The organism is Paucibacter sp. DJ2R-2 (genome assembly GCF_025717675.1).
Classification (GTDB): Bacteria; Pseudomonadota; Gammaproteobacteria; order Burkholderiales; family Burkholderiaceae_C; genus Paucibacter_A.
On sequence record NZ_JAJIRT010000005.1, the window covers coordinates 282,393 to 301,401 of the forward strand.

Sequence of the window (19,009 nt, forward strand, 5' to 3'; positions counted from 1 at the left end):
AGGAGGTTCAGCGACGTGGCGGCGGCATCAGCGTGGTCTGGCCGCGCTTGACGTCCACCTGGCCGGTGTTCAGATTGAGGCTGACGGTGCGCGGAATGCTGTCGCCGACGTCCACATCCTGGAGCTGGAAGCCCAGGCGATCGATCAGCGCCCAGCCCTGCTCGATATTGCGTTGGCCGACATTGAACTTGACGTTGGCGGCGTCCGGCATGGTGTCAGCGCCGCCGTAGAGATGGGCCAGGTAGTCCGCGGGCTGGGTGCCGCTTTGCTTGATGCCGGCGAGCAGCAGCTCCACGGCTTCATCGCCGTAGCGGCCGTCCAGGGGCCCACTGCCGCGGCTGCTGCGGTTGGGCAGGAGGAAGTGGCACATGCCACCGCAGTGCTTTTTCGGGTGCCACAAGGTGATGGCGACACAGGAACCGAGCAAGGTGCGCAAAGTGGCGTTGCGGCCGAAATGCCATTGGCCAGGCATCAAATTGATCAGTGCATGGCCGGCTGCCGGCTTGTGGGCGTCGGCGCCACTGTTCTTGTCCTTATGCATGTTGGTAGATGGCGGGTGCCACGGCTTTCAATGGCAGGTTCAGATTGGCCAGCGACTCGGCGTGGCCGGGGTAGAGCACGCCGTCCGGCTTGAGCTTTTCGATCACCCGGCTGACGATGGCCTGCTTGGCCGGCAGATCGAAGTAGATCAGCACATTGCGCAGAAAGATCACATCGAACTGCGGCAATGCGGGCAAAGGTTGCATCAAGTTCGCACATTGGAATTGCACGCGCGCACGCAACTCGCGGCTGATCAGCATCTGGCCCTCGTAAGGGCCTTCGCCGCGCAGGCAGAAGCGGCGCAGGTAGTCGGGCGCCATCATGCGCGCGCGTTCCATGGGGTAGAGGCCACGGCTGGCGTTGTCCACCATGGCGGTGGACAGGTCCGTGCCCTTGATGGACCAGGGGCGGCCGCCGCTCAGGCCCAGCTTGTCGGCCAGCACCATGGCGATGCTGTAGGCCTCTTCACCGGATGATGAGGCGCCGCTCCAGACCAGGAACTCCTGCCCCGCCGGGTGGGCGGCGGCACGCCGGGCCAGGTCTTCGAAATGGGCGGGCTCGCGAAAGAAATAGGTCTCGTTGGTGGTCAGCTTGTCCACCACCTGAACCAGCAGATCTTCGGGTAGATCGCCACGCACGATCCTCTGCACGAACTGGTTGAGGTCAGGCTCGCCGCTGTCCACCGCCAGCTTTTGCAGCCGGCTTTGTACCAGGGCGCGCTTGTTGTCGGTCAGGCGTATGCCCGAGATGCGATGGAACAAATCGCTGATGGATTTGAAGGCGGCGTCGGTGAATTGGGCCATGGTGATGGAGGCCGAGCCGCTCAGGCGCCCTGGCTTTCGGCGATCAGTTGGGACAGGGCGGCCGGGGACAGCACCTGGTCGAGGTTGAGCAGCACGGCGTAGCCGGCGCCGACATTGATCATGCCGGCGATGAACTCGGCCGCGATGGCCACACCCAGGCTGGGTGCGGTTTCGATGCGGTGGCTGTCCACCTCCAGCACTTCGTAGACGGCGTCCACCAGCAGGCCCGCGATCAGGCGGTCGAAGTCTTCATCGCCGCGCGCCTCGACGACGATGATGGCCGAGCGCCGGCCAATGTGAGTTGGTCCGAAGCCGAAGCGGGCACCGAGGTCGATCACTGGCACCACAGCGCCGCGCAGATTCATCACCCCGCGCACGAAGTCGGGTGTCTGCGGCAGTGGCGTCATGCGGCCGACTTCGAGGATCTCGCGCACCGCGCTGATCGGCACGGTCAGGTTTTCGCGTCCGACGGCCATGCGCAGCATCTGCAGCGGCGGTCCGGCCTGTTCGGCCTCGGCGATGGCGCCGCGCAGCAGGTCGGCCGGCGCGCCCGGGGGGGCTTTCTGAGCGGAGTTCATGCGTGCGTCCTCATGCGTTCAAAAGCGCTTGAAGTGGGATTCATCGATGTCATCGCTCGCGCTGCTGGCACTGCCGGCCTTGCCCGCGCTGCGTCGAGCCTGTTGTTGCGCTTGGCTTTGCTTGGCCTTGAACTCGGCCACCTTGCGTTGCACATCGCTGAGCGGCGCAGGGCTCGGGCTCGGGAGGGGGCTTCGCGGCGCTGGCGCCATGTGCCGACGGGCCTCGACGGATGGCGCCTTGTGGGCGGTGCTGCCTCGTGCAGGCAAAGTCGCGGCGGCAGTGGGTGCTTCGCCGCTGAGCTGGAAGAAGGCCATCTGCTCTTGCAGCTGTGCGGCCTGGGCTGACAGCTGTTCGGCCGTGGCCGAAAGCTGCTCCGAGGCCGAGGCGGTCTGCTGGGTGATGTTGGACAGGTGGTTCATGGCGCCGGTGATCTGCACCACGCCCTGCGCTTGCTCGCCCGAGGCGGCAGAGATTTCCTGAACCAGCTCCGAGGTTTTCTGGATCGAGGGCACCATATTGTTCAGCAAGCCGCCGGCCTTTTCGGCCAGCTTGACGCTGGAGGCGGCCAGGTTGCCAATTTCCTGCGCTGCGACCTGGCTGCGCTCCGCGAGCTTGCGCACTTCGGCCGCCACCACGGCAAAGCCCTTGCCATGCTCGCCGGCGCGTGCCGCTTCGATGGCGGCATTGAGGGCCAGCAGATTGGTCTGGTAGGCGATGTCGTCGATGATGGAAATCTTGGTGGCAATCGCCTTCATCGCATCGGCTGTCATGCTGACGGCCTGGCCGCCTTCCATGGCCTCGGCGGCCGCTTTCGTGGCCATGCCATCGGTCAGATTGGCGCTGTCGGCGTTCTGCTTGACCGAGGCGGCCATCTCCTGCAGCGAGGCTGTGGTCTGCTCGACGCTGGCGGCCTGTTGCGAGGCGGTGTGCGAGAGCGACTGCGAGGTCTGCGAGACCTGGTCCGAGGCGCTGGACAGCTGCTCGGCCGCGGTGCGTACCTCGCGAATCGTCTCACTCACCGTGGCGACCAAGGTATTGAACTTTTCACCGAGCATGCGGAAGAAGGGCTGCTTGCCCTCCAACGGCACACGTTGGGCAAAGTCGCCGTGGCTGGCGCCGTCCACCATGCCGCCGATCTCGGCCTCGACCGCCACCTCCACGGTCCGGTCCAGCCACTCGACCACGGTTCCCAAGCGCTGCCCTTGCGCATCGTTGATCGGGTTGGCCGTCAGGGCGAAATGCAAGCTGCCGACGCGGATCTGCGCCTTGTATTCGCCCTTCAGCCCGGCCAGCAACTGGCGCTGGTGGCCAGGATTGCGGTGGAACTGGTCAAAGTTGGATCCAACGATGCGGCGGGCTTCAAAGTTAGGCAGAACCTTGCGCAATTCGTTCTCGTTGCGTTGCATCATTTGCGCAACCGAGCTGTTGTTGTAGATGATGTTGCCGTCCGGGTCGGCAATCATCACATTGGTCGAGCAGCAGTCCAGGGCTTGCTTGATGCGTGCATTCTCTGCGGCCAGTCGCTCTGCGGTCTCGGTGGCGGCCAGCTCGGCGGTCATGTCGCGCCACTCGACCACGGTGCCCAAGCGCTTGCCCTGGGAGAGCACCGGGTTGACGATCAAGTCAAAGCGCCGCCCGCCGATGTTCAGGCGGGTCTTGAAGACTCCACTCAGACGGTCCAGCATGGCGCGTTGATGCGCCGGGTTCTTGTGGAAGCCATCGATATTGGTGCCGATCAAGGTGGCGGCGCTGAATCGCGGCAAGTCCTTGCGGATGTCTGCCTCGGCGGCGCTGAGCATGGCCTGCAAAGACGCGTTGCCGTAGATGATGTTGTAGCCGGGGTCGGCCACCATCATGTTGGTGGCAGCCACATCCAGGGCTTGCCGGATGCGTTCGGCATCGTCAGCGCGGCGGCGGGCATCCGCAAACTCGAAGCCCAGACGGGTTTGAACCCGCTTCATGGCCAGCATCATCCCGGCCAGTTCATCGCGCCCGTCCACCGGAACGATGCCGTCGAAGCGGCCTTGGCCGAACTGCTCGAACTGTTGGCCTGCGGACTTCAAGATGCGGCTCAAGCGCCCAGCCATGCGGGCCAGACCCAGCAAAGCCAGCAGGCACAGCAACAGGCCTGCCGCAGCCGTTACCAAGCCGTGCAAGGCTGCCGCATAGCCCAGCAGCAAGCCGCCCAGCAGCAAGGCCGCTGCCAGCAGCGCGAACTTGGCCCGCAGATGCAGGCCGGCCAGGCTCTGAGCCAGTTGATCGCCAAGGCCTGTGCGCACACCCTGGCCTTCGCGAATCCGCCAGCCCTGGGCCCGTCCTTCCTTGAAGCGCTGGTAGAGCGCAGCGGCGGCCTGCACCTGGTCGCGGCTGGGCCGGGTGCGCACGGACATATAGCCGACCACCGCTTCGCCTTCCTTGACCGGCGTGGCATTGGCCACCACCCAATAGAAGTCGCCGTTTTTGCAGCGGTTCTTGACCAGGCCGGTCCAGGGCCGACCGTCTTTCAGCACGTCCCACATGTCCTGGAACGCCTCTTCCGGCATGTCCGGGTGGCGCACCAGGTTGTGGGGCTGACCGATCAACTCGCTTTCGCTGTAGCCGCTCGCTTCGATGAAGTCGGCATTGATGTAGGTGATGCGCCCCTTGAGGTCGGTGCGTGACACGATGGTCATGCCTTCGCGCAACAGGTATTCCTGCTGGCTCACGGGTAGATTGCTGCGCATGTGGAGGTTCCCCTGTTGAGAGTTCGCTGTCTGTTATTCGGATCTAGCGGCGGCTGGTCTGAGCCGAGGTCGGGCGAGCGGCGCTGCGTCCGAGTTCTGCCAGCTTGAAAAAGTCCATCTGCTGCTGCAGCTGGGCTGCCTGGGCCGACAGTTGCTCCGCGGTGGCAGACAGCTCCTCCGATGCCGAGGCGGTCTGCTGCGTCGAGGTCGACAGATGGTGCATGGCGCCGGTGATCTGGGCCACGCCTTGCGACTGTTCGCCCGAGGCGGCGGCGATCTCCTGCACCAGCTCCGAGGTCTTCTGGATCGAGGGCACCATGCTGCTCAGCAAGGCGCCGGCCTTCTCTGCCAGCTGAACACTGGAGCTGGCCAGGCTGCCGATCTCCTGCGCCGCCACTTGGCTGCGTTCGGCCAGTTTGCGCACCTCGGCGGCCACGACAGCGAAGCCCTTGCCATGCTCGCCGGCGCGCGCTGCTTCGATGGCGGCATTGAGGGCAAGCAGATTGGTCTGGTAGGCGATGTCGTCGACGATGGAAATCTTGGTGGCGATCTGTTTCATCGCGTCCACCGTCATGCTCACCGCCTGGCCGCCATCCATGGCCTCGTCGGCGGCGCGGGTGGCCATGCCGTCGGTGAGGGCGGCGTTCTCGGCGTTTTGCTTCACCGAGGCTGCCATTTCCTGCAGAGAGGCGGTGGTCTCCTCCACATTGGCGGCTTGTTGCGAGGCCGAGTGAGAAAGCGACTGCGAAGTTTGCGAAACCTGATCGGAGGCGCCACCGAGTTGGTCTGCTGCCACCCGGACTTCGCGAATGGTGTCGCTGATGGTGTCAATCAGGCCATTGAACTTCTCGCCGATCTGGCGGAAGAAGCCCTGCTTGCCTTCCAGCCCAATGCGCTGGCTGAGATCACCCTCGGTGGCTGCGCTGGTCAGGGCATCGAATTCGCCTTCGGCGGCCAGTTGTTCGGTGCGGTCCAGCCACTGGCCCACCGTGCCGATGTTCTGCCCTTGGGAGTCACGAATCGGGGTGGTGGTGATGTCGTAGGTGCGACCGCCCAGCACCATGGTGGCGTGAGCGGTTTCGCTCAGGGTCCGCAGTCTCTCAATGGCCGCTGCCGAATCTCGGTAGAACATGCCGATGGAGCCGCCCAAGACCTTGTTGAGGTCAAAGCCCGGCAGCTCGTTGCGGAAGGCCGCTTCATCGCGGCGCAAGACCGTCATCAAGGCTTCGTTGACGTAAACGATGCTGCCATCGGCCGCCGAGATCCGAACCGGCATGGCCGCGACATCCAAGGCCTGCTTGATGCGAGCATTGGCGGCCGCCAGCGCTTGCTCGCGCTCGCGAGCGATCAGTTCCTGGGTCAGGTCACGCCACTCCACCACGGTGCCGAGGCGCTGGCCGGCAGCATCGGTGATGGGGTTGGCGATCAGCGAGAAGTGAAGATCCGCCACCTTGATCTGAGCTTTGTATTCCCCCTTCAAATTGCCGAGCAGATGGCGTTGATGTGCGGGGTTACGGTGGAAGCTGTCGAAATTGCTGCCGACGATCTGCGAGGCGTTGAAGTTCGGCAGTGATTGCCGCAGCGCCGCTTCGTTGCCTTGCAGCATGGCCGTCACGGAGCGGTTTGTGTAGACGATTTGCCCGTCGGGGTCGGCAATCATCACATTGGTGGAGCAGCTGTCCAGCGCCTGCTTGACGCGTGCGTTTTCGGCCGCGATGCGGCTGTCGCGCTCATTGCGCTCGCGCAGGCTGGTTTGCATTTGGTCCAAGCCGTTCAGCAGCTGCGCGGTTTCGTCGCTGCCCCGGGTGCGAATCTCGTTGTCCAAGCGGCCCTTGCCAATCTCGTTGGAGAACTGCACCGCCTTGGCCAGCGGGATCGTCACACTGCGGGTCAAGAGCCAGGCCATAGCCATGACCAGCAGCGCCGCGAATGCCGCCACCCCTATCAACCAGCTGCGCGCCGCTGCGTAGTCTTTGGTTGCTGTGGTGACATCTTCGTGCGCGTCTTCGATCTGCATCTTGACGGCCTTGTCCAAGGTGGCTTGCATGGTTTTGGCCGCGGGGCTGGCCTGCGTCAGCAAAAACTTGGCTGCCTCTTCGTCCTTGTTGAGGGTGGCCAGCTCCATGACCTGGTCATCCAGTGCACGCGACTTCTGCGCTTGTTCGCTGGCTTGCTTGAGGTCTTGCTTGTCTTCATCGCGAGTCGTGTTCTTGCTGACCGAGGCGAAAGCCTGGTCGAAGGCTTTGCGCGCCTCTTGAATCTTGCGACGTTCGCCCTCAATGGCCTCGGCCGCACTCAAGAGGATCATGCTGCGCACCACGCGTTGCTCGATATGGGCTTGCTCAGACATGCTGTTCAAATCCACGATGCGGCTGAAGTTCTCCTCCACCACATGCTCAAGCGCATGGTTGACCGAGGCCAAATCTCTGAGGGCCATGATGACCACGGCGATCAGCATGGCCAGCAACAACGCAAAGCCCAAGCCCAAACGCTGTCCAACTTTCAAATTCGCGAGTGTCATTGCGAAACCTCGGTTTTCTTCGGTAGAAACTGCGGGGCTTGGCCCCTGCTTGCTTTAGCGACTCCGTTGACCCTTGTGAGCGCGATGTGATGACGCGACGCTGTCTTCGGCCAATCTGAAATAGGCCATTTGCTCTTGCAACTGTGTGGCTTGGGCCGACAGCTCTTCGGCGGTGGCCGAGAGTTCTTCCGAGGCCGAAGCGGTTTGCTGGGTGGCGGTCGAGAGATGACTCATGGCCCCGCCGATTTGCGCCACACCTTGGGATTGCTCGCCCGAAGCGGCCGCAATCTCTTGTACCAACTCCGAGGTCTTCTGGATCGAGGGCACCATATTGCCGAGCAGCTTGCCGGCCTTCTCGGCCAGGTCCACGCTGTTGCTGGCCAGGGTGCCGATCTCTTGAGCCGCCACCTGGCTGCGCTCGGCCAACTTGCGCACCTCGGCCGCCACCACGGCGAAGCCCTTGCCATGCTCGCCGGCACGTGCCGCTTCAATGGCCGCGTTGAGCGCAAGCAGATTCGTTTGATAGGCGATGTCGTCAATGATGGAGATCTTGGTGGCGATCTGCTTCATCGCGTCGACGGTCTGCCCGACCGCCTGACCGCCGTCAATTGCTTCCTTGGCCGCCTTGGTGGCCATGCCGTCGGTGACGTTGGCGCTGTCGGCGTTCTGTTTCACCGAGGCTGCCATCTCTTGCAGTGAGGCGGTGGTCTCCTCCACGCTGGCGGCTTGCTGTGAGGCGGAATGAGACAGGCTTTGCGAGGTCTGCGAGACCTGATCAGACGCGCCGCTGAGTTGGTCGGCGGCGACGCGCACCTCGCGGATGGTGCCACTGACGGTTTCTACCAGGGAGTTGAACTTTTCGCCCAGCATCTTGAAAAACTCGGTCTTGCCTTCGAGTCCGATGCGTTGGGTGAAGTCGCCTTGGTTGGCGCCGTCCACCATGGCGCTGACCTCGGCTTCGGCCGCCAACTCGGCGGTGCGGTCACGCCATTCGACCACCGTGCCCAGGCGCTTACCGTCGGTGTCTACGATGGGGCTCGCAATCAATCGAAAGCTCGCCGCCGCGACCTTGATCTCGGCCACATGCTCTGTGGTCAATCTGTCGATCAAGCCGCGCTGGTGTGCAGGGTTTTTATGGAAGCGGTCAAAGTTCATGCCGATCAGTCGGTTCGAGTCGAACTGCGGCAGCTGCTTGCGAATCTCGCCTTCATTGCTGCGCAACATCAAGACCAGCGACTTGTTCATGAAGACGATCACGCCCTCGGCATCGGCAATCATCACATTGCTGCTGGTGGCGTCCAGCGCTTGCTGCACGCGGCGGCCTTCGCGGCCCAGCTGCAGCTCGCGTTCCAGCGCGGCCAACTCCTCGGTGCGGTCGGTCCATTCAACAATGGTGCCGGTACGGCTGCCCTGGGCGTCACGCACATGATTGATGACCAAGTCAAAACTGCGTGAGCCGAGCTTCAGGCGCGCATTGTGGGTGCCTTGCAGGCGCTCCAACATGCCGCGCTGGTGGCTGGGGTTTTTGTGAAAGGCGTCGATATTGCTGCCGATCACTTTGCTGGCTTCGAAGCGCGGTAGGTCTTTGCGGATCTCGCTTTCGCTCTTCTGCAGCATGGTCATCAGGGACTTGTTGCCGTAGATGATGTTGAAGTTGACGTCGGCCAACATGATGTTGGTCCCCGAGGTGTCCAGCGCTTCTTTGACTCGGCCGTTTTCGGCGCTGATCTTGGCGTCGCGCTCATTGCGGGTGCGCAGCTCGGTTTGCATCACGGCCAAGGCGTTCAGTACCTTGCCCGGCTCGTCTTGCCCGTCGGTTGGGATGTCGTTGTTCAAGCGGCCTTGCCCGACGGCCTCGGCTGTTTCGATGGCTTGGCGCAGTGGGCGGGTGATGGTCCGTGTCACCCAGAAGGCCAAGAGGGCCGCCAGTCCGCATCCGATGATTGCGCCGTAGAGCATCACTGTTTGCGTGAAGCCACGCATGGATTCCATCGTCGCCGTGCGTGTGACCAGCAAGCCGCGCTCGGCCCCGTCAAACTCGGCCAGCATCTTGCGCATCGCGTCCATCTGGGTCTTGCCCGAACCGACGACGGCAATGACGTCGCCGTACTTCGATAGATTGCTGTCCACCGCGCGGCGAACTGCGATGCTGGTTTCGACGGACGTCTTCAGCCAGGTGGCTTGCGCCGCGGCGAGCTTGTCCAGCCGTTCTTGTTGTTCCGCGTTGTCGGAAGTCAGCTTCTTGGCCTTTGCGTGAGCTTCCAGAAAGGCTGCTTTGCCTGCGATGAGGGGCTCCAGAAACTCATCCTTGCCGGCGATCATGAAGCCACGTTGGCCGGTCTCGATATTGACCAGGGCGCCCAACATGTTGTTGCCTTCCTCCAAGACTTCGCGGGTGTGAATGTTCCATCCATTGGCCTCCGAGTAGCGGCCCAGGTTGACCCGACTCAAGGCAATGACCGCCACAAGAATCAGAACAACAAGCGTGAACGCTGCTGTAAGCCGTTGCCCTACGCTGAGTTTGGATATCGGCATCTTCAGAGCTCCGTGGGTGTGCTGGTGTGGCGGCGGTCAATTGATCGGTTGCGGCGCTCAGCGCTGCTTGGGTCTGCGCTTGTCGTGCTGGGGCGTGTTGCTGGCGCGGCTGTTTGAATCCTCGGCCAGCTTGAAGAAGGCCATTTGCTCTTGCAACTGAGAGGCTTGCGCCGAGAGTTCTTCTGCTGTGGCCGACAACTGCTCCGAGGCCGATGCCGTCTGTTGTGTAGCGTTGGACAGGTGGCCCATCGCTCCGCCGATCTGTGCCACGCCCTGCGACTGCTCACCCGAGGCTGCGGCAATCTCTTGCACCAGCTCGGAGGTCTTCTGGATCGAGGGCACCATATTGCTGAGAAGCGCGCCGGCCTTCTCGGCCAAGCTGACGCTGTGGCTGGCCAGGGTGCCGATCTCTTGTGCGGCCACCTGGCTGCGCTCTGCCAGCTTGCGCACCTCGGCGGCCACCACGGCAAAGCCCTTGCCATGCTCGCCAGCACGGGCCGCTTCAATCGCGGCGTTCAGTGCCAGCAAATTGGTCTGGTAGGCAATGTCGTCAATGATGGAGATCTTGGTGGCGATCTGCTTCATGGCGTCCACCGTCATGCCGACCGCTTGGCCGCCCTCCATCGCTTCCTTAGCTGCCTTGGTGGCCATGCCGTCGGTGACATTGGCGCTGTCGGCGTTCTGTCTCACCGAGGCTGCCATCTCTTGCAGTGAGGCGGTGGTCTCTTCTACGCTGGCGGCTTGCTGCGATGCCGAGTGGGACAGGCTTTGTGAGGTCTGCGAGACCTGGTCCGAGGCTCCACCCAGCTGATCGGCCGACACCCGAACCTCGCGGATGGTGGTGCTGATGGTGTCCACCAGCGAGTTGAACTTCTCGCCCAGCATCTTGAAGAACTCGGCCTTGCCTTCCAAGGCGATGCGCTGGGTGAAGTCGCCGCCGTTGGCTGCGTCCACCATGGCGCCGACTTCGACCTCGGCGGCCAGTTCGGCCGTGCGGTCACGCCACTCCACGACGGTGCCCAGTCGCGTGCCGTCGGTGCCCATGATGGGGCTGGCGGTCAAGCGGAAGCTGGCCGAGGCAACCTTGATGTCGGCCACATGCTCTGTGCTCAAGCGCTCGATCAAGCCGCGCTGATGTGCTGGGTTTTTGTGGAAGCGGTCAAAGTTCATGCCGATCAGGCGGTTCGAATCGAACTGCGGCAGCTGCTTGCGGATCTCGGCCTCATTGCCGCGCAGCATCAGCACCAGCGATTTGTTCATGAACACGATCACGCCGTCGGCGTCGGCAATCATCACATTGCTGCTGGTGGCATCGAGCGCTTGCTGCACACGCTGGCCTTCTCGGCCTTTTTGCAACTCGCGCTCCAGCGCGGCCAACTCATCGGTACGGTCGTTCCATTCCAGAATCGTGCCGGTGCGTTGGCCTTGGGCATTGCGAACGTGGTTGATCACCAGATCAAAGGTGCGGCTGCCGGCCTTGAGTCTGGCGGTGTGCGGGCCTTGCATGCGCTCCAGCACGGCGCGCTGATGGCTCGGGTTCTTGTGCATATCGTCGACTGACTTGCCGATGATGTTGTTCACATCGAAGCTCGGCGCGGCCTGCTTGAAGTCGGCTTCGAACTTTTGCAGCATGGCCATCAGCGACTTGTTGCCATAGATGATGCGGTAGTTCTCGTCGGTCAACATCACATTGGTGCTGGTGTTGTCCAGCGCTTCTTTGACGCGGCCGTTCTCGGCGCTGATCAAGGCGTCGCGTTCGATGCGCTCACGCAGATTGCCCTGCATCAGCCCCAAGGTGCGAAGCAAGTTGCCCATCTCATCGCTGTGGGCGTCTTGGGTATCGAAAGTCAAGTCACCCTTGGCCACCGCGTTGGCAGCCGCCATGGCGCGGTGAATGGGTTGGGTGACCGAGCGCACAATCATGACGCCGATGTACAGGGCCAAGAGCATGAAGGCGGTCAGCGAGCTGCTGCCCACATTGCGTTGCAGGTTCAGGTTATGGATGCGCTCATGCAGCAATTCCTCCAGTGCATCGGTGGCAGCTTTGCCGAGTGCATATTGCGCTTCGACGGCCACCGTCCCTTGGGCGAATAGTTCTGGCCCGCTGAGCGTGGGCTTGGCGCTGTCGATTTGCTTTTCAACCTGATGAAGAAATTCATCGGCGGTCTGCAGCGCTGTCGCGAATGGCTTGTTCAGGGTGTCGGCGAGCTTGGGGTTGCTGACCAGCGACTTGTCGAGTTGACGCTTGGCGCGCTGGCGCCAGAATTCCGATCGTTGGCGCAAGTCGTGCAGTGCTGATCGGTCGGCGGCACTGATGTCGCGGCCGGCAAGCAGGCCCGCCACCATGGCCGCGCTCTTGCCTCGCACGAGTGCCATGGACTCGGCCAACTGGGGGATGTATTCCGACACCGCAGTGACCAAAAAGTAACTGGCTTCCTCGGGGTCCAGCGACAGGCCTGAAGTGTCGGAAATGCCCTCAATCAGCAGCACCGCATCTTCGATCACGCGGCTGTGCTCGGCAAAGCTCTTGGGGGCGTCAAGTTCACGAGAGGACACCTTGGCGAGCAATTGCTGCGTTGCAGTGTGTATGGCTTCCGCCTTTTCGCGCACTCGCTGGTAGTGCGGGTCGTCGGCGGGCAGTGCCTTGCGCAATTCGTCCAGCGGTTTGGCGACGGCGCGGTTGACGTCCGGCAATTTCGCAATGGCAGCCGGGTCGCCGCCCAGGGCCAGCCCGGCCAGACCGCGGTGGATCTGCAGTTGCCGAATCGCCTCGACCGTGGGGCGCAGCGGGTCAAGACCGGCATCCTCGGCATTGGCGACATCCAGCTGCTGCTGCAGGTTTTTTAGCACCAAGGTGAAGGGCACGCCACAGGCCAGCAGCGCGATCACCGCAAGCAAGACAAAACGTTGCCAGAGCATCAGTTTGCGGAGCAGGGAAAGCATGGAAGGTTCTCCAACGGCGGGTTCTGGCGGCTGCTTGGTGCAGCTTCGGGCTAGCGGCTTGTGTGTGACGGAGACTTTTTGTTCTGGCTGTCTCGAATGGCGGCGGCAAACAGGCCCGACACATCCAGTAGCAAGGCGACCTCGCCCGAGCCCAAGATGGTCGAACCGGCCAGTGCCTTCAGGTGCTGGAAGATGCCCGACAGCGGCTTGATGACGGTTTGATGCTCGCCCATCAAGCGGTCCACGATCAGGCCCACACGCGTGGGGCCGTCGCGCACCACCACCACGCTGCGGCGTCGGCTGAAGTCGGGCTGCACGCCGTAAAAGCGCGCCAGATCCAGCCAGGGCAAAACCTCCCCGCGCAGATTGAAGGTGCCGCTGATGCGGGCTTCTTCTTGGCTGCTGCACTCCGTGGGCACGTCAATGCACTCGGCCACAGACGCCAGCGGCAGCACATAGTTGACGCCGCCGACCACGGTCAGGAAGCCATCGATCATGGCCAGGGTCAAGGGCAAGCGAATTTGGGTCAAGGTGCCACGGCCACTGCTGCTGCTCAGGCTGATGTTGCCGCGCAGGCTTTCGATGCTGCGTTTGACCACATCCATGCCGACACCGCGCCCGGACAGGTCGGTGATGGCCTCGGCGGTCGAGAAGCCCGGCAGGAAGATCAGCTGCCAGACCTCATGGTCGGCCAGCATCTGGTTCTCGGTGATCAATCCGCGCTCGATGGCCTTGTTCAGGATGCGCTCGCGCGCCAGGCCACGGCCGTCGTCGCTGACCTCGATGACGATGGAGCCCGCCTCATGGAAGGCGTTGAGCGCCAGCCGGCCCTGGGCCTGCTTGCCGGCTGCCAGCCGTTCAGCTGGGGCCTCCAGGCCGTGGTCCATGCTGTTGCGTACCAGATGCATCAAGGGGTCGGCAATCGCGTCGACCATGGACTTGTCGAGCTCGGCATCGCCGCCGGTGACGACCAGTTCGACCTCCTTGCCTAGCTGCTTGGAAACGTCGCGAACCACACGCTGGAAGCGCGCGAAGGTTTCGCCGATCGGCACCATGCGCAGGGCCAGGGTGCCGTCGCGGGTTTCCTGCACCAGGTCCATGACGCGCGAGTTGGCTTCCACCAAGGCCTCGTTGCCTTCCAGGTGGGCAATCATTTGCGCGCCGGAGCCGGCAATCACCAACTCGCCGATCAGGTCGATCAGCTTGTCCAGTTTGTCGGCGCGCACCCGCACAAAGCGTGTCTCGTCGCCCGCGCGGCGGTCGCGGCCGCCTTCGCGGCGCTCACCGACACCGCTGCGCCTGTCGCTGCCGCGCGCGGCATTTTGTTCGGGCGCGGCGGCACGGCGCTCGATATGGGGCACGAGCTGCGGTTCAGCGACTTCGCTGTCCTTCTCGTCGGCGACGGCGACGGTTGCCAGTCGCAGCTCAAAGCGCAGGCCCATGCCGTGCCAGCAATCGAACAGAGCGGCGCGTGCGGCCGCGTCGTCGCCGCAGCGCAGGCTGGCCAGGGCTTCGAACTCGGCCGGCGGGGCGCCTGGCGCGAGGATCTGGACGTCGCTGTCGTCGACCGCGAACTCGAACACGCGCTCAATGTCCTGGCGGCTGGCCGGGCTGTCGAAACGGACCTCGAAGCCGAGATGGCAGGCTTCGGCGTCCAGGTCTTCCAGTGCCGGTACATCCTGAGCCTGAGTCCGCACCGCCAGCACATCGCCGAGGGTGGCCAGATAGCGCAGAAAGGAGAGTGGGTCGAGGCCGTTGCGCAAGGCGTCCTGCTGGAAACGCAGGGACAGATGCCAGCAGCTGCGCGTCGCCGCTTCGCTCGTGGCGGACAGGGGTGTGGCCGTCTCTTCGATGGCTTGGGCTTGCGTGGCTGGTTCGACAGCGTCTGTCTTGCCCAGCAAGGCGCGCAGCCGGGCCGCCAGCGCCTGGCTGCTGGCTTTCACCGCCGGGTCCTCCTGGCCGCTGCGCACTTCTTCAAGCAGTGCTTCCATCTGGTCGCGGCTTTCCAGCAAGGCCGCGACCACGGTGCCATCAAGCTGGCGTTGCCCAGAGCGCAGGGCCTCAAGCAGAGTTTCGGCCTCATGGGTGAAGGCCACCACCGCGTCGCAACCGAACATGCCGGCCGTGCCTTTAATGGTGTGGGCGGCGCGGAAGGCGGAGTTCAGGCTCTCGCTGTCGCCAGGGTCGCTCTCCAGCACCAGCAAGCCTTGCTCGAACTGACGCAGCATGTCTTGCGCTTCGTCGAGAAAGCCGGCGCGGGCAACGGCCAGGATCTCGGCATCGTCGTCACTCATGGACATGGTGCTTGCTCCTCGCTGGCCGTGGCTTGCGGCTCCAGTTGTGCGTCAAGGCCGTAGCAGTGCAGGCCCGCAAGGACCACGGCACTGGGCTCCAGCAGTTGTAGGCGGGCGCCTCGCTGCTGCATGGTCCGGCGTGCGGACAGGAGCAGCTGGATACCAGCACTGTCGAACTCAGTGATCGCGGCGAGCTGCAGGCTCAGATCGCCTTGCAGCTCAGCCAGCAGTTCCAGCAGCTTCTGGTGGACCTCGCTGGCTTGGGCGATCGTCAACTCTGGCCCCATCGGCCAGACTGTGGCCGCCGAGCTGTCTTGTGTTTCGGACATGTACGTCATCCTTCACGCGCCGCAGCAGACCTGGGCGCAGTCACGTCAGGCTACAAGGCTTCAGACACACAGCTTGTTGACGGCATCCACCAGCTGCGAGGGCTGGAAAGGTTTGGTGATCCAGGCCTTGGCACCGGCGCTGCGGCCTTCAGCCTTCTTGGCTTCCTGGGATTCGGTGGTCAGCATGATGACGGGCGTGAACTTGTAGGCCGGCAGGGACTTCACATGCTTGAGGAAGGTCAGGCCGTCCATATTCGGCATGTTGACGTCGCAGACGATCAGATTGATCTTGGCGCCGGTCAGCTTGCCGACGGCGTCCTGGCCGTCAACCGCTTCGATCACGCTGTAACCGGCCTTTTGCAGCGCCAGCTTGACGACGGTGCGGAAGCTGCCGGAATCGTCAACGACCAGAATGGTTTTGCTCATGTCGCGGGTCCTCTCGGGAAATGTCAGTCGGATGGATGGAATCAGAAGAAGTCGACCTTGTCGGCCTTGGGAGCAGCCGGTTGGCCGTGGTGGAACTGCCGTTGCTCTTCGGTGGTGAAGCGGGTTTCCAGCGCGTTCAGCCAGTCTTGCGCGCTGTTGTGGCTCGCTTCAGCCATGCTTGGCATCCGGGCAAGAAACTGCTCGGTGTCCAGGCGCAAGATGTCGACCATCTGTGCCAAACGGTCGCCGAACTGCAGGCCGTGCATGGCCTGCTCGCTCAGTGTTTGCATGTCCCGGCTGAGTGCCTGGAGCTCTTCGCTCGTGGCCTGGCGCGCCAGCATTTTTTCGAGCTGGTCCTGCAACTCCATCAAGTTGGAAAAGCTGGCCAGCAATTCATTTGCACCGCTTTGGGTGGTGGACTGAATGGCGCTCAGCTGCCGCGTCCAAGCGGGGATCACGGCTGTCGCCATCCGGCGTACGCCGGCGTCGAGTGTGGGCGGGGTCGCGAGTGAGGGCTTGGCCTTGGAATAGGCGTCTCGGCGTGCCCAGAGCAGGCCGGCTGCGGAGGCGCAGAGCAGCAAAGCCGGCCAGTCGCGCTGCCAAATCAGCCAGCCTGACAGCAGGGCCAAGATCAGCAAGGGCAGACCCAGACGCACATCGAGTACGCCCCGGAGACCGGGCCTGCGTGCGGCCCTGGGGGCGCCTCTGAGGGGGTGACTCATCCGCTCTGCCTTTCTGCAATGGGCCTGGCCCACCTGCGCACGGCCGATGTGGCCGCTTTGACTTGCTGGAAATTCAGTCTCCCCGGCCTCCCTGTCACAAGCAAGCCGGATAAAGAGGCAATTTAGCAAGCTAATCGCCACACTTGCCGGGAAAGTGAATATCACGCTCAGCTGTTGCCCGGCGAACACAGACGCAAAAAAACCGCCGCGAGCACTGGGCTCGGCGGCGGCTGTGTGTTGGTGGCTGAGCGGCCGAAGCCGGCAGCCCTGGGGCTCAGTGGGCGCTCGGTGCGCTCTGCACTTGCGGGGCGCGCGTGACGCGGGTCTTGCCTCCGGTGGTCACGAGGATGACGGCTTCGCCTGGGTTCAGGGTTTCATTGGCTTTGGCCTGAACGATGGAGCGGCGCTCGCCGTTGCGCAACTGAACCAGGACTTCGATCGCTTCCTCGCGAGTGGAACTGCGTTCGATGGCATTGCCGATCACTGCGCCCGCCACGGCACCGAGCACGCCGACGATCTGGCCTTCACGACGGCCGCCCACCGAGGAGCCCGCGACCGCGCCGACCACACCGCCGGTGACGGCGCCGGCGCCACTTTGCGAGCCGTCAACGGTGACGCTGCGCACACTCAACACGGTGGCGTCCTGGACCACGGCCATGCGCTGGGCTTCGTTGCGCTGGATCACGTCGGGGCTGGTGGTCGAGCAGGCGCTCAGGGCGGCGAGGGCGATCAAACTGGCGCTGATGAGGGACTTGTTCATGGCTTTTGTATCTCCTGGATGCTGCACGTGGATGCGGGTGCAACGAGATCCATTGTGCAGTCGTTGACCGCTGGCATCCGTTCGGCATGGGCCGCCCGGATAGGTACCGGTTGCTGCGGCTGTCGGGCGCGGTGCATGCACCTTGACCAGGAACTTCAGTCGTGCAAACGGCTGCTGCGCGGCACGCAGGCGAGCAGGAAGTCCATCTGGTCGGCCAGGATGCGGCGGCCGCGCAGAATCATGTCCTCGTGCAGATTGGGCACATAGGGCAGGTAGAGCAGGCTCATATGGGCCTCCTCCGGCATGCGGCTGCCCTTGCGGCCATTGCAGCCGCGGCAGGCGGTGATGCAGTTCATCCAGCTGTCGGCGCCGCCGCGTGAGCTGGGCTGTATGTGCTCACGCGTCAAGTCGTCCGGGTGAAAGCTGTGGCCGCAGTAGGCGCAGATGAAGCGGTCGCGGGCGAACAGCTTGTTGTTGGACAGCGCCGGAGCCTGCCGCCAGGCGCGGCTGGGGACGGCGCCGCGCACGGCGATGATGGGGTGAACCTCGATGCGCGACTGCAGCCCGGTGCGGCGCTGCAGGCCGCCGTGCAGCACTTGGCAGGGTTGGCCGAGGGTCCAGGCCACGCCGTCGCTGGCGTAGATCACGGCCGCTTCACGGGTCGTGATCCAGGCCTGCGGCCGGCCAGAGACATCCAGTTGCAGCACATCCACGGGGCGAACCTCCTGCTCGGAGCGTACTGCAAGAACGGTGCCGGACTCAAGTTATTGCTGTGCTGACGGCCCGCTTGGCCCTGCGCGCTGGCGCACTGTGGCTGGCCAGCCACCGCCAACCTCAGACGGGGCTAGCTTGTCACAAGCCGGTCAAAAACATGGCTGCCTAGGCTCAATCCTCTAAAAATCCGGGCGAAAACCTTGCCTGGACGGCCGCGCTTTCTGCAAAATAGAACGATCGTTCGTTTTATTATGCGAAGCGTCGCCGGCGGGTCACTCTGGGCCAGCCGGCGGTATCAAGCCAAGCCGAACATAGAAACACTTCCTCCAGGAACCCGACCGTGGCCCTTGCCGATCCGATCCGCTCCAGCACTGCCCAGGCCATCGAGCCTGCGGCCAAGCCTGCGCGCGTGACCCGGTCGCTGCAGAAGGGTTTGCACACCCGGGCCGTGATCCTGGAGGCGGCTCTGGGCCTGGCCTCACACATGGGTCTTGAGGGTCTGTCGATTGGCGCCCTCGCCGATGTGACCAAGATGAGCAAGTCGGGCGTGTTCGCCCATTTCGGTTCGCGCGAAGAGTTGCAGATCGCTGTGGTGATGGAGTACCACGCCAAGTTCGAGGAAGAGGTGTTCTACACCGCCATCCGCGAGCCGCGCGGCCTGCCGCGCCTGCGCGCCCTGTTCGAGCGTTGGGTGCGCCGCGTTTCGGTGGAAATCGATTCTGGCTGCATCTACATCAGCGGCGCGGTCGAGTTTGACGACCGCCCCGGCCCGGTGCGCGATGCCCTGGTGGCCATGGTCAAGGCCTGGCATGCCGCCCTGCACAAAGCCATCGTGCTGGCGCAGCAGGAAGGGCATCTGCATGCCGATGCCGATGTTGAGCAGATTCTGTTTGAGCTGCACGGCCTGATCCTGTCTCTGCACCACGACGCCCGTTTCATGCGCAAGCCTGGCGCGCTCGACCGTGCCGGTGTGGGCTTTGAGCGAACCATCCAGTTTTACGCGACCGAGGCCGGCTTGCAGGCCGAGGCGGCCTTGAACTCACCCGAGCAGTCACCCAAGCCGGCGGCCAAGAGCCGCCGAACCTGATCCTTTATCCCTTTCCGTTCGAAACCAGGAGCA

At 63.5% G+C, this 19,009-nt stretch carries 14 protein-coding genes; 1 reads left to right on the forward strand and 13 read right to left on the reverse strand.

The window, feature by feature from the left end; all coding sequences use genetic code 11:
- Nucleotides 1-7: 7 nt before the first annotated feature.
- The 13 genes from LNV28_RS14585 to LNV28_RS14655 all read right to left on the reverse strand — a co-directional run bounded on the left by LNV28_RS14585 (nucleotide 8) and on the right by LNV28_RS14655 (nucleotide 17,888).
- Entirely contained in the window at nucleotides 8-541 is a 534-nt protein-coding gene (locus LNV28_RS14585; RefSeq protein ID WP_263518912.1) for a chemotaxis protein CheD, read from the reverse strand.
- Complete coding sequence (locus tag LNV28_RS14590; RefSeq protein WP_263518910.1) at nucleotides 534-1,343, reverse strand: CheR family methyltransferase; 810 nt, start codon at nucleotides 1,341-1,343, stop codon at nucleotides 534-536. Before LNV28_RS14590 ends, LNV28_RS14585 begins: the two co-directional genes overlap by 8 nt.
- Nucleotides 1,344-1,363: 20 nt before the next feature.
- The gene (locus LNV28_RS14595) at nucleotides 1,364-1,921 is read right to left on the reverse strand and encodes a chemotaxis protein CheW (RefSeq protein ID WP_263518907.1); all 558 of its coding nucleotides are present in this window, start codon (nucleotides 1,919-1,921) and stop codon (nucleotides 1,364-1,366) included.
- A gap of 18 nt (nucleotides 1,922-1,939) precedes the next feature.
- Entirely contained in the window at nucleotides 1,940-4,645 is a 2,706-nt protein-coding gene (locus tag LNV28_RS25225; RefSeq protein WP_411969978.1) for a methyl-accepting chemotaxis protein, read from the reverse strand.
- A gap of 43 nt (nucleotides 4,646-4,688) precedes the next feature.
- A complete protein-coding gene (locus LNV28_RS14610; RefSeq protein WP_263518905.1) occupies nucleotides 4,689-7,166 on the reverse strand; it encodes a methyl-accepting chemotaxis protein in 2,478 nt (825 codons plus the stop codon).
- A 54-nt stretch (nucleotides 7,167-7,220) separates the two neighbouring features.
- The gene (locus tag LNV28_RS25085; protein ID WP_318013860.1) at nucleotides 7,221-9,632 is read right to left on the reverse strand and encodes a methyl-accepting chemotaxis protein; all 2,412 of its coding nucleotides are present in this window, start codon (nucleotides 9,630-9,632) and stop codon (nucleotides 7,221-7,223) included.
- 126 nt (nucleotides 9,633-9,758) lie between these two features.
- Nucleotides 9,759-12,644 (reverse strand): methyl-accepting chemotaxis protein, encoded by a 2,886-nt coding sequence (locus LNV28_RS14625; RefSeq protein WP_263518904.1) that lies wholly within the window; start codon nucleotides 12,642-12,644, stop codon nucleotides 9,759-9,761.
- Nucleotides 12,645-12,694: 50 nt separating this feature from the next.
- Complete coding sequence (locus LNV28_RS14630; protein WP_263518902.1) at nucleotides 12,695-14,944, reverse strand: chemotaxis protein CheA; 2,250 nt, start codon at nucleotides 14,942-14,944, stop codon at nucleotides 12,695-12,697.
- Nucleotides 14,935-15,267 (reverse strand): STAS domain-containing protein, encoded by a 333-nt coding sequence (locus tag LNV28_RS14635; RefSeq protein WP_263518900.1) that lies wholly within the window; start codon nucleotides 15,265-15,267, stop codon nucleotides 14,935-14,937. Before LNV28_RS14635 ends, LNV28_RS14630 begins: the two co-directional genes overlap by 10 nt.
- Nucleotides 15,268-15,327: 60 nt before the next feature.
- Entirely contained in the window at nucleotides 15,328-15,693 is a 366-nt protein-coding gene (locus tag LNV28_RS14640; RefSeq protein ID WP_263518898.1) for a response regulator, read from the reverse strand.
- Nucleotides 15,694-15,734: 41 nt separating this feature from the next.
- Nucleotides 15,735-16,415, reverse strand: coding sequence for a hypothetical protein (locus LNV28_RS14645; RefSeq protein WP_263518896.1), 681 nt, complete (start codon nucleotides 16,413-16,415; stop codon nucleotides 15,735-15,737).
- 274 nt (nucleotides 16,416-16,689) lie between these two features.
- Nucleotides 16,690-17,175 carry an outer membrane lipoprotein gene (locus LNV28_RS14650; RefSeq protein WP_263518894.1) on the reverse strand — a complete coding sequence of 162 codons (486 nt, stop codon included), beginning with the start codon at nucleotides 17,173-17,175 and terminating at the stop codon, nucleotides 16,690-16,692.
- 155 nt (nucleotides 17,176-17,330) lie between these two features.
- On the reverse strand, nucleotides 17,331-17,888 hold the full coding sequence (locus LNV28_RS14655; protein ID WP_263518892.1) for an HNH endonuclease: 558 nt from the start codon (nucleotides 17,886-17,888) through the stop codon (nucleotides 17,331-17,333).
- A gap of 341 nt (nucleotides 17,889-18,229) precedes the next feature.
- On the opposite strand from LNV28_RS14655, the gene LNV28_RS14660 reads away from it, so the two are divergent.
- Nucleotides 18,230-18,976 carry a TetR/AcrR family transcriptional regulator gene (locus LNV28_RS14660; protein WP_411969979.1) on the forward strand — a complete coding sequence of 249 codons (747 nt, stop codon included), beginning with the start codon at nucleotides 18,230-18,232 and terminating at the stop codon, nucleotides 18,974-18,976.
- The last annotated feature ends 33 nt before the right edge of the window (nucleotides 18,977-19,009 follow it).